The organism is Henriciella sp. (genome assembly GCF_049649345.1).
In the GTDB taxonomy this organism is placed as follows: Bacteria; Pseudomonadota; Alphaproteobacteria; order Caulobacterales; family Hyphomonadaceae; genus Henriciella.
Genome location: NZ_JBARZC010000549.1, coordinates 1 through 1543 on the forward strand (window position 1 = coordinate 1; position 1543 = coordinate 1543).

2 protein-coding genes and 1 pseudogene are annotated in these 1543 nt (G+C 58.3%); all 3 read left to right on the forward strand.

Annotation, left to right across the window (positions count from 1 at the left end):
• Positions 1-14 precede the first annotated feature (14 nt).
• Positions 15-629: pseudogene (locus WA989_RS15165) on the forward strand (zinc-binding dehydrogenase); the annotation flags it as partial.
• Positions 630-763: 134 nt separating this feature from the next.
• The gene (locus tag WA989_RS15170; RefSeq protein ID WP_424341320.1) at positions 764-952 is read left to right on the forward strand and encodes a hypothetical protein; all 189 of its coding nucleotides are present in this window, start codon (positions 764-766) and stop codon (positions 950-952) included.
• A gap of 72 nt (positions 953-1024) precedes the next feature.
• Positions 1025-1543, forward strand: a 519-nt coding sequence (locus tag WA989_RS15175; protein WP_424341321.1) for an AAA family ATPase, incomplete at its 3' end; no start/stop codon positions are given.

The window sequence follows — 1543 nt, forward strand, 5'->3', positions numbered from 1 at the left end:
GTCTGGGGTCCTAGGCGATCCAGTTGATCAATACCGCCGGCGCGAATGCAATCGGCGTCATCAGCGAGGAAAGCAAGCGTGATTTTGTGATGTCGCTGGGCGCAAAGGGGGTCATCAACCGCAATGACTTTGATTGCTGGGGGCAATTGCCAACGGTGAACACAGAGGAATACGCGACATGGCTGAAGGAGGCGCGCAAGTTCGGCAAGGCGATCTGGGAGGTCACCGGCAAGGGCGTCAATGTCGATATGGTTTTCGAACATCCCGGCGAAGCGACGTTCCCGGTGTCTTCGCTGGTCTGCAAGAAAGGCGGCATGGTCGTTATCTGCGCAGGAACCACGGGGTTCAATTGCACCTTCGACGTGCGCTACATGTGGATGCATCAGAAGCGCCTGCAGGGCAGCCATTTCGCACACCTCAAGCAAGCGAGTGCCGCTAACAATCTGATGCGGGAACAGCGGCTCGATCCTTGCATGTCCGAATGCTTTACCTGGCAGGACATTCCCGAAGCGCACATGAAGATGATGCGCAACCAACACAAGCCGGGCAATATGGCCGTTCTCGTTCAGTCGCCGAAGATGGGCATCCGCACTTTCGAGGATGCACTCGAGGCCGCGCACCGGTCCTGAGCGGCCTTATTTCTTTCCCAAGCTGGGCGCGGTCAGGCAATGGCTGCGCCCATTTTTTTCCGACCTTTCGAAAAATCTCTAATACAACCAAAAGTTGTTAAGTATTCATTAATGATTCCTAGGGAAGTTTGTGCATGGGCCAAGACTGGATCATTCACGTGCTATCTGATCTGCGCCAGTTCGCGCGGCAGAACGAGCTGCCAATGCTGTCCGCGCAATTGGATGAAGCGCTGCTGACCGCAGCGGTTGAAATCGCGGGCCGGTCTGAAGGGACACTTGCGACAGAAGGCATCCAGACCGGGTTACAATCCTCTGATTTGTAGAGACGCTGTCGCCAAGGCAATACTAATCCGTTAGCGCTGGTGGCCGGTTTGGCCAGCCGGTAAGGTCGTCCCATGCATGGGCAATCCATCACCTTCTCCGAAGATCAGGCAGAGGCCTGGGACAATATCGGCGTGGCGTTGCGTCAGTCCGGTGTCGATCTTGACGATAGTCTGCTGCAACCGCCGAAATCGGAAAAGACATCCGTCCTCGCCGTCATCGGCAAGGCGGGGTCCGGTAAGACGATGCTGCTTGCCGCGCTTTATCGCGCGCTGGAGGACGCGGGCGTCGATGTCATCTCAGGCGATTGGGAGGGCCGCAAGCGCAAGGACCGGCGAACCCTTGCTATTCTCGCCCCGACTAACAAGGCGGCCAGCGTGCTACGCAATCGCGGCGTGCCCGCCACGACCATTCACCGTATCCTCTACACGCCGGTCTATGATCCCGAGTATGAAAAGATCGCCGCATGGCTGGCCGGGCAGGGCGACAGGCCCGAGATCGAAGGGCTGACCGAGGTCGCTTTGGACCGGGCCCATGCCTCTTACCAGATCAACACATCCGTTCCCGCGGCTCTGGCCGCCGCCGGCCTACGC